General features: G+C 63.6%; 10 protein-coding genes and 1 pseudogene. 4 read left to right on the top strand and 7 right to left on the bottom strand.

The features are described from left to right. Positions 1-37: 37 nt before the first annotated feature. Positions 38-475: a TIGR03668 family PPOX class F420-dependent oxidoreductase gene (locus MKW15_RS18430; protein WP_240860686.1), complete on the top strand. Its 438-nt coding sequence runs from the start codon at positions 38-40 to the stop codon at positions 473-475. A 24-nt stretch (positions 476-499) separates the two neighbouring features. Here the strand turns inward: MKW15_RS18430 and MKW15_RS18425 are convergent, their stop codons facing one another. The 3 genes from MKW15_RS18425 to MKW15_RS18415 form a co-directional block, all read right to left on the bottom strand. Beyond that, on the bottom strand, positions 500-787 hold the full coding sequence (locus MKW15_RS18425) for a putative quinol monooxygenase (RefSeq protein ID WP_240860684.1): 288 nt from the start codon (positions 785-787) through the stop codon (positions 500-502). A 111-nt stretch (positions 788-898) separates the two neighbouring features. After that, positions 899-1468: a pyridoxamine 5'-phosphate oxidase family protein gene (locus tag MKW15_RS18420; protein WP_240860683.1), complete on the bottom strand. Its 570-nt coding sequence runs from the start codon at positions 1466-1468 to the stop codon at positions 899-901. A gap of 60 nt (positions 1469-1528) precedes the next feature. Further along, complete coding sequence (locus tag MKW15_RS18415; RefSeq protein WP_240860681.1) at positions 1529-2713, bottom strand: DUF418 domain-containing protein; 1185 nt, start codon at positions 2711-2713, stop codon at positions 1529-1531. 79 nt (positions 2714-2792) lie between these two features. Here MKW15_RS18415 and MKW15_RS18410 point away from each other — a divergent pair, with 79 nt between their 5' ends. Then, positions 2793-3398: a TetR/AcrR family transcriptional regulator gene (locus tag MKW15_RS18410; protein WP_240860678.1), complete on the top strand. Its 606-nt coding sequence runs from the start codon at positions 2793-2795 to the stop codon at positions 3396-3398. Here MKW15_RS18410 and MKW15_RS18405 read toward each other — a convergent pair. Beyond that, a complete protein-coding gene (locus tag MKW15_RS18405; RefSeq protein WP_240860677.1) occupies positions 3381-3944 on the bottom strand; it encodes a dihydrofolate reductase family protein in 564 nt (187 codons plus the stop codon). The two genes, MKW15_RS18410 and MKW15_RS18405, sit on opposite strands and share 18 nt — an antisense overlap. A 142-nt stretch (positions 3945-4086) precedes the next feature. Here MKW15_RS18405 and MKW15_RS18400 point away from each other — a divergent pair, with 142 nt between their 5' ends. Both MKW15_RS18400 and MKW15_RS18395 read left to right on the top strand, forming a co-directional pair. Further along, positions 4087-4536 carry a hypothetical protein gene (locus MKW15_RS18400; RefSeq protein WP_240860676.1) on the top strand — a complete coding sequence of 150 codons (450 nt, stop codon included), beginning with the start codon at positions 4087-4089 and terminating at the stop codon, positions 4534-4536. A gap of 60 nt (positions 4537-4596) precedes the next feature. Then, positions 4597-5388: an SDR family NAD(P)-dependent oxidoreductase gene (locus MKW15_RS18395; protein WP_240860675.1), complete on the top strand. Its 792-nt coding sequence runs from the start codon at positions 4597-4599 to the stop codon at positions 5386-5388. A 16-nt stretch (positions 5389-5404) separates the two neighbouring features. Here MKW15_RS18395 and MKW15_RS18390 read toward each other — a convergent pair whose 3' ends face one another. The 3 genes and pseudogenes from MKW15_RS18390 to MKW15_RS18380 form a co-directional block, all read right to left on the bottom strand. Continuing rightward, the gene (locus MKW15_RS18390) at positions 5405-6232 is read right to left on the bottom strand and encodes an alpha/beta fold hydrolase (protein ID WP_240860674.1); all 828 of its coding nucleotides are present in this window, start codon (positions 6230-6232) and stop codon (positions 5405-5407) included. Positions 6233-6336: 104 nt separating this feature from the next. Then, complete coding sequence (locus MKW15_RS18385; protein WP_240860673.1) at positions 6337-7323, bottom strand: GlxA family transcriptional regulator; 987 nt, start codon at positions 7321-7323, stop codon at positions 6337-6339. A 16-nt stretch (positions 7324-7339) separates the two neighbouring features. Beyond that, a pseudogene (locus MKW15_RS18380) lies at positions 7340-7926 on the bottom strand (NAD(P)/FAD-dependent oxidoreductase); the annotation flags it as partial. Positions 7927-7980: the final 54 nt, after the last annotated feature.

Here is a 7980-nt window from a genome sequence, read left to right as displayed (position 1 = left end):
CCATCACCGCGGGTAGAGCGATGTACATTCTTCAGACATGGCAGGCTCGCTCGACCACGAGATGCGTCAGCGTTTCGTGGAGGCGCGAGTCGCCCGATTGACCTCGGTGACACCCGATGCGAGACCGCACATCGTGCCGATCGTCTTTGCCGTGAACGACGACACCCTCGTCACCTGTGTCGATCACAAGCCCAAGCGCACCAATCGACTTCGTCGGCTCGCCAACATCGGGGAGAATCCCTACGTGGCGGTACTCGTCGACCACTACGCCGAGAATTGGGACGAGCTGTGGTGGGTTCGGGTGGACGGGCGCGCCGAGGTGGTGGATGCGTCGGAACCTCGTGGTAGGCACGGAATCGATGTGCTCGCCGACAAATACGAACACTATCGCCGACGACGACCCGACGGCCCGGTCATCATCGTCGGCGATCTCCACTGGCACTCGTGGTCGGCGCGACCGTCGCCGGCCGGCTGAGCGCGAGCACTTTGTTGATCCGACTCAGCCGAGTTGCCGGACCTCGGTGACCTCGTACTCGGCCACCGACGCCGACACGATCATCGCGGCCTGCCCATCGTCTGTACCCGATCCTCGGAACGCCTCCACGGCCTGGACCGAGTCCCAACGCTCGTAGATGGTGATGCGTGCGGGATCGACGAGATCTGCCCCGATCGCGAAGTCGAGGCAACCCGGCGCCCGCCGTGCCGCGTCCACCACTGCGTCACAAGTCTGGAGATAGGTGTCACGGTCGGCAGGAGCGACGGTGATGTGTCCGGCGACGATCAACACTGGTGCTCTCCTCGGGTCAGGAAACGTTTGCCACGGATACAGACTCGACGACCCACACAGATTCATCGCCGGACACACGCCGGTGCGCTTACCTACCGTGCGAGCGAGAGGTCAGTCGAAGCTGAATCTGGTGCAGTCAGTGGGGAACGATGACCAGGCGAACGCGCGTTTCGGGGTGATCACCCGGAGACCGCCACCGTCGACCGGCGACTGCCATGACTCCGGGCCGGGGCTGTAGCCCCGTTCGGAGTATTTGCCAAAGGCCGCAGCAAGTTTCGCGCCCAGTCCGTCGGGGGACGCGCACACCGCCACGGACTCACCTTCGATGATGACCACGTCCGTCCCACTCTCGAGGCTGAGCGTGCACGCCGGATTGGCCTCGACATTGCGGGTGTGCCGGGTGGTCGGAGCGCCGTCGTAGAAAAACCGGCCCTCGACCCACACGCCCCAGCGAGGCACCGTGTGCGGAGTGACGTCGGGACGGACCGAGGTCAGCCAATAGTGTTTCGACCCGACGAGTCGATCCTCGACCGACGCCCACGATCGCGTTCCATCGAGGTCTACACCGACGCCGTAGCCGTCCGGGAAATGCGGACGGTCGACGCGTGGTTCTGTGACTGGCGGCAGGGCGTCGGCACTGGCCAACGCAGGTTCCGGCGAGGTGTTTGGCGAATCCGTCATTGGCTCAATCTACGAGCCTGCGTCGCTGCGCTGCCCGACCGTTCTTGCTCAGATGCCACGTCAGCGTGTGAGGGTGGTGTCGCGATTGGCCGCGGTCCGTGGCCGTCCTTCCCCGGCCAGCCGCTGGTAGCTGCTGTGCCATAGCCACTCCAGCGGTCCGCGGTTGAACCTGCGCAGCCAGAGGGTGGCGAGCACGATCATCGTCGCGCTTATGGCCAGATAGAGAGCGATGGTCACCGGCACGACCGTCGTCGCATCAAGGTGTGCCGCAAGCCCGAGTCCCCAGCCGTAGCAGATGGCACCGGCGATGGCGTTCTGCAGAACGTAGCAACTCAACGCGGTGCGGCCGACGGGAGACATCAGTCGTCCCACTCGCCCAGCTGCGCGTCCGTCGGCGTAGAAGCCCGCGACCCACGCCAGAATTGCCAGCGACACCACCGGCGCCAGAACGTAGCGCCCCAGGATCAGCCCGGCCGTGCCGCCGAAGATGCCCGCCACAAAGTCGAGCGGCGCCGCCACACCCAGACCGGCAATCATCAAGCGCCGCCGAAGCATTGCGCCACGGGGTTCGAGCACCCCGGCGCGCAGCAACGCAGCACCGATCAGGAACAGCGCGATCGACATGGGCAAGATGAGCACGACCTCCGCCCGGAACACCGCGATGTTCTGGATGCGGAAGACAACGAGGTCGACGAATGATCCGTCGGCATAGGGATTGGGCGACAACGGTTCCGATCTGTCACCCGCACTTCCCGGCGCAGCGGCGAGCGCCCAGACGATGAGTCCGACGAGCATCAGATGGACGGTGGCGGCAACCCCGATCGCCACACGCTGGCGTCGAATGCCCATCGACAGCAGATACGCGACGATGAGTCCGGTGACCGCGTATCCCATCAGCACGTCGAACTCCGTGAACAGCAAGTAGTTCAGAGTCCCGTCGATGAAGAGAAGTATTGCGCGCCAGTAGTATCGACCCGGCCACGACCTGCCACGACGTGTTGCGGAGGCTTGCTGGATGGCGAGTCCGATGCCGAACATGATCGTGAGAAGTCCGAGGAACTTGCCCTGGGTGAGCTGTTCGAGCAGAACCTGGGCGACGCGCCACGCGCCGTCGGCCTGCGTGGGGTCGGAGAGATATCCGACAAAGCCGTCGACGTTGGTGAAGATCCAGATGTTAGTGCCCAGCGTGCCGAGGATGGCTATTCCACGCAGCACGTCGAGCGAGACGAAGCGTTGGTCGGCCATGACTCTCCTGAGATTTTGTTAGCACGATAGTGTTACCAAACTCTGAGCCAAGGTAGCACAGTTGGGCTAGTATCGGTCAATGCCCAAACTGATCGACCACGCGCAGCGACGAGCCGACATTGCCGTCGCACTCTGGCGAATCATCATGCGTGAGGGCATATCCGGTGTGTCGATCCGCGAGGTCGCGGCCGAGGCGGGAATCTCCACCGGGTCACTTCGTCACGTTTTCGCGACCAAAGAAGAGCTTCTGGAGTTCTCGATGAGACTCATCTACGAACAGGCTTCCGCCCGCATCGAGCGCCACCGGCGCATGCGGAGCCCACGTCGTCGCGCCGAGGCGATGATTGCCGAATTGCTGCCCCTCGATGCCGAGCGGGCGGCCGAGATGCGCGTGCACATGGCGATGAACGCCGAGTCGGTGGCACATCCCGTACTCGTCGACGCAGCACGCGAAGCGCATGAGGGACTACGAACGCTCTGTCACGTCGTGCTTGACGACCTACGATGCCACGGACTCATCGACTCTGCCGCCGACCTCGACGTCGAAGCAATGCGGCTGCACGCGGTGATCGATGGTCTCGCTATGCACCTGCTGGTGTCGGGCACCGACACCCCAGACCAGGTACGCGCGCTGGTGCGTGCGCACCTGGCATCGCTGGCAACGGTGTCAGTCGCCGACGGCTGAGCTCGCGGCGTACGACACCAACGCCACCCCATTGCTGAATGACCGTGCCGTCAGCATTCGCAGCGTAGGCGCCTCGAAGCCGTCGGGAAACAATCGCCGACCTCGCCCCTGAACCGTCGGGTACTGGAACAGGCGGTACTCGTCGACGAGTCCGGCTCCGATCAGCGCGTGGGTGAGCGTGATGCTGCCGGTGACGACGATGTCCTTGCCGTCACGCTGTTTGAGTTCACGGACCTCGTCGACGAGATCGCCGCGCAGGATCGTCGAGTTCTGCCACTGCGGGTCGGTCATCGTCGACGACACGACATACTTGTCTACGGCATTCAGATAGTCGGTGACACCCGTCTTGTCGTCCTCCTGATTGGGCCAGTAGCCGCGAAAGTCCTCAAAGGTCTTGCGGCCGACCAACAGCGCGTCGGCTTCGCGATCCTGGCGGTGGCTCTCCTCCTTGAGATCGGGAGCCTCTGCGGTGGGGTCGAACCAGGTGGTGAGCATCTCGATCGATCCGTCGGCGGTAATGTTTTGCGTCACAACGAGTTTTCGCATGATCCTTCTCCGTTGGTGTTTGCTCTCGTACAGAGACAGACCAGCTTCGAGCCGCAGAGTCATCGACATACAGGGTGTTCTTATCAAGCAGCCGATGTGATATGAAATATTTGTTGTTCACAATGGTGCTGACGGGGGAAGCATGACGATGAAACGAACGGTGGCCGCAGTGGCGGCGACAGCGGGTATCGCGACGATGGGGCTCGTGGGCGGGGTGGGGCACGTTGATGCGGCAGCGCGGCCATCGGCGAAGGTGTGCATCGTGACGAAGGACGGCCAGCCGTACTCGGGTCCGGTCACTGTCCAGACCCACGGCTGGTGGATCTTCTCGGCAACCGTGGCCAGCAAGAACACCGGGTCGAACGGATGCGCCGTGTTCGGCAACCTGAGGCCGCGGACGGAGTATTGGATCTACGCGAGCAAGAAACTCGAGGAGTGCCAGCACGGCAAGCTCGAATCCGGCGAGAAGTTCACCTTCGGGAACGAGCGCTCGCTGTCCGTGTTCTCCAAGCGCAAGTTCACCGGCAAGTCCGGCCAGATCGACTTCGGGCGCATCGTCGCCACCGAGACGAAGAAGAGCTGCGCCGACTGACACAGCGCCGACCGATACTTGGGGTGCGGTGACCTGAATACCAACGACGAGGAGCGATCGATGGACTACCAGGGCAGCACCGCGCTCATCACCGGCGCAAGCGGTGGGATCGGCGCGCAGTTCGCAAAGACGCTGGCCGCCAAGGGCACTCACGTCATCGTGGTTTCTCGAAGTGAGACGACACTCAAGGAACTGGCAGCCGACCTGCACGACGAGCACGGCATCGAGGCCGATTACGTCGCCGCCGATCTGTCGAAGCCCCGTGCCGGCGAAGAGCTCGTCGACGAACTCGACAACCGCGGACACACCATCGACATCTTGGTCAACAACGCCGGGATCGCGATGCACGCCGACCTCGCCGACACCGACCGCGACCGCGTCCGCGATCAGGTGTCACTCAACGTCGCGGTGCTGACCGACCTCACGACCGTCTATCTCCAGAGAATGGCGAAGCGTGGGTCGGGCGCCATCATCAACGTCGCGAGTGTCGCTGCGTTTCAACCGGTTCCGCACCTGGCGGTGTATGCAGCGTCCAAGGCGTACGTGCTCTCACTCAGCGAGGCACTGTGGTGGGAGGCCAAACGACGCGGGGTGAAGGTTCTGGCCGTATGCCCGGGTGCCACGGAGACCGGTTTCTTCGAGGCGGCCGGCGCCGACGGAGATTCCGTCGGCCCGACCCGCTCCCCGAGCCAGGTCGTCGACACTGCCTTACGAGCACTCGAGAACGGCAAACCGAGCGTCGTCGACGGTGTACTGAATCTGGTCGCCACCACGGTGAGTAAACTCGTGCCACAACGGATTTCGATTGCCGTGGCCGAGTTCGCCGTCCGGCACAGCGGCCCTCAGTCCTGAGCCCACCCCGTCGGCGTCAGGGCGCGCGGAAGAATTCCAGCAGGTCGGCGTTGATGGTGGCGGCCTCTGTGGTCGGCATGCCGTGCGGGAATCCCGGGTAGGTCTTCAGGGTGCTGTTGGGCAGCAGCTCAGCCGACTTCACGCCGGTGTCTTCGTAGGGCACCACCTGATCATCCTCGCCGTGAAGCACCAGGGACGGGATCGTCACCTTCTTGAGGTCGTCGGTGAAATCCGTCTGCGAGAACGCGACCACCCCGTCGAAGTGCGCCTTTGCACCGCCCATCATGCCCTGGCGCCACCAGTTTGCGATGACGCCCTCCGACGGTTCTGCGCCCTCCCGGTTATAGCCGTAGAACGGTCCTTCGGCGAAGGTGCGGAAGAAGTCGGAACGACGCGTGGCCACCTGCGTCTGGATGTCGTCGAACACCTCTTTGGGGATTCCGTCGGGGTTGGTGTCGGTCTTGACCATGATCGGTGGCACCGCGGAGATCAACACCGCCTTGGCCGCACGATCCTGTCCGTGACGTGCGAGGTAGTGCACCACCTCGCCGCCGCCCGTCGAATGGCCGACGTGGATGGCATCGGTCAGGTCGAGGTGCTCGACAACGGCTTTCAGGTCGTCTGCGTAGTGGTCCATATCATGGCCGTCGGCTACCTGGGTCGACCGCCCATGACCACGCCGGTCGTGAGCGACCACCCGAAACCCGTTCTGTAAGAAGAACATCATTTGGGCGTCCCAGTCATCGGACGACAGCGGCCAGCCATGACTGAAGACGATTGGCTGACCCGAACCCCAGTCCTTGTAGAAGATGTCGACGCCGTCGGAGGTGGTGAGGGTGGGCATTGGATACTCCTATGTGTATTGGACCAGCCGATCCAGTGTGCATCCACCGTCAAGGTCACCGTCCCACTCACCCGGCCAGAAAAGCCCCCATTTGCGACACCACGTCAGCCGGCGAGAGCACCCGTCGACGAGAAGCGTTGCTGGTAGCGGCGAGGCGATATGCCGATCCGCGCAACGAATGCCCTGCGCATCACCTCCGCACTGCCGTATCCCGCCGCTTGGGCCGCTGCGCCCACGGTCAATCCGGCGTGCAGTTTGTCGCGGGCGATCTCGAAGCGGGTGTCGGCGACGTAGCCGGCCGGGGTTGCGCCCAGTTCGTCGCGAAAGAGCCGAGTCAGCTGACGGACGCTCACGTTGACATGCGCGGCGATACTCGAAACAGTGTGCGGAACTTGAGGGTTCCCACGGATATGATCAGTTGCCTTGCGCACCAGAGACGTTCGCGGAGCGGGCCCGGTGAGCGACGACGAGAACTGTGACTGCCCACCGCCGCGCTGCATGTAGACCAGCAGCCCTTGCGCGGTGCGACGTGCCACCTCGGCGCCGTGATCCTCCTCGACGAGCGCCAGGCTCAAGTCGATCCCGGCAACCACCCCCGCCGAACTGTAGATGTTTCCGTCGCTGACGTAGATGGCATCCGAGTCGACCTGCACCTCGGGAAATCGGTGAGCAAGGTCGGCAGTGAACTTCCAGTGCGTCGTGGCCGACCGCCCGTCGAGAAGCCCGGCCTCGGCAAGGACGAATGACCCCGTGCACACCGACGACATCCGCCTGGTTCGTGTCGCCAGGTCGCGTGTCGCCTCGATGAGCTCCGGCGTGACGAACAGCGGCGGCGCGATCTCGCTGCCTGCAACGATCACCGTGTCGAAGCCGCCGGAGTCATGCACCGGCGTGGTGCTCACCCGCACGCCCACCGACGTCGCGACGTCACCGCCGGTCGGCGACATGACTACCACCTCGTAGTTGCCGCCGAACTGGTTGGCCTCGACAAAGACTTCAGCGGGGCCCGTGAAGTCGAGCATCTTGACACCGTCGAACACGACGATGCCAACTCGCCTAAGTACAGTTTCCGACGAGCGAACGATCTCCATGGTGAGAAGTATGCCGTCAGGCGGTGAACTCGTAGTCGTCGAGCGGGTAGACGCGACTGTGCACGGCGGCCTCGACGGTGGTGGTCGGACGGAGTGGGGCGTCGCCGTTATGGTCGAAGTAGTAGCTGTTGGCCTTGCTGCAGGACTCCTGCCAGAAGATCTGTCGATAGCGACGCTTCAGCACCGACGCGAAGTAGTGGTCGTTGGCCTCCTGCCGAACCTCCACCTTCTTCGCCTCTCGACCGATCGCCGCACGAATGCAGCGGGTGATGTGCCGAGTCTGGTTCTCGATCAACGCCAAGTACGACGAACCGGTGTAGCCGTACGGCCCGAAGACGAAGAAGAAGTTCGGGAAACCCGGCACCGACACCCCTCGTAGGCCTGCGATCGGTTCTCATTCCAGAAATCCGCCATCGTCCCCTTGGGCCCGGCCAGCCTGAAGGGCGGCATGGCGTCGGGATCGGTCACCTTGAAACCGGTTGCCAGGATGAGGATGTCGATCTCGTGTTCGGTACCGTCCGAGCAGTGCACACCATGCGCGGTGACCTTCTCGATCGGCGTCGTCTGCAGAGTCACGTTGTCGCGGTTGTAGGTGGCCAGGTGCTCGGCATCGTCGTCCATGGCCCCGACTCCCTTGTCCCGACGGCACTTGTGCGG

Source organism: Gordonia gummivorans (assembly GCF_022513585.1).
Taxonomy (GTDB): Bacteria; Actinomycetota; Actinomycetes; order Mycobacteriales; family Mycobacteriaceae; genus Gordonia.
Note: the sequence above shows the minus strand (reverse complement) of the source record. Positions and strands in the feature narration are given on the sequence as shown.

What these genes read in the sequence shown, in the direction of transcription:
- MKW15_RS18430 (WP_240860686.1), top strand. Translation starts at nt 38, where the DNA reads ATGGCAGGCTCGCTCGACCACGAGATGCGTCAGCGTTTCGTGGAGGCG.
- MKW15_RS18420 (WP_240860683.1), bottom strand. Translation starts at nt 1,468, where the DNA reads ATGACGGATTCGCCAAACACCTCGCCGGAACCTGCGTTGGCCAGTGCC.
- MKW15_RS18415 (WP_240860681.1), bottom strand. Translation starts at nt 2,713, where the DNA reads ATGGCCGACCAACGCTTCGTCTCGCTCGACGTGCTGCGTGGAATAGCC.
- MKW15_RS18410 (WP_240860678.1), top strand. Translation starts at nt 2,793, where the DNA reads ATGCCCAAACTGATCGACCACGCGCAGCGACGAGCCGACATTGCCGTC.
- MKW15_RS18405 (WP_240860677.1), bottom strand. Translation starts at nt 3,944, where the DNA reads ATGCGAAAACTCGTTGTGACGCAAAACATTACCGCCGACGGATCGATC.
- MKW15_RS18400 (WP_240860676.1), top strand. Translation starts at nt 4,087, where the DNA reads ATGACGATGAAACGAACGGTGGCCGCAGTGGCGGCGACAGCGGGTATC.
- MKW15_RS18395 (WP_240860675.1), top strand. Translation starts at nt 4,597, where the DNA reads ATGGACTACCAGGGCAGCACCGCGCTCATCACCGGCGCAAGCGGTGGG.
- MKW15_RS18390 (WP_240860674.1), bottom strand. Translation starts at nt 6,232, where the DNA reads ATGCCCACCCTCACCACCTCCGACGGCGTCGACATCTTCTACAAGGAC.
- MKW15_RS18385 (WP_240860673.1), bottom strand. Translation starts at nt 7,323, where the DNA reads ATGGAGATCGTTCGCTCGTCGGAAACTGTACTTAGGCGAGTTGGCATC.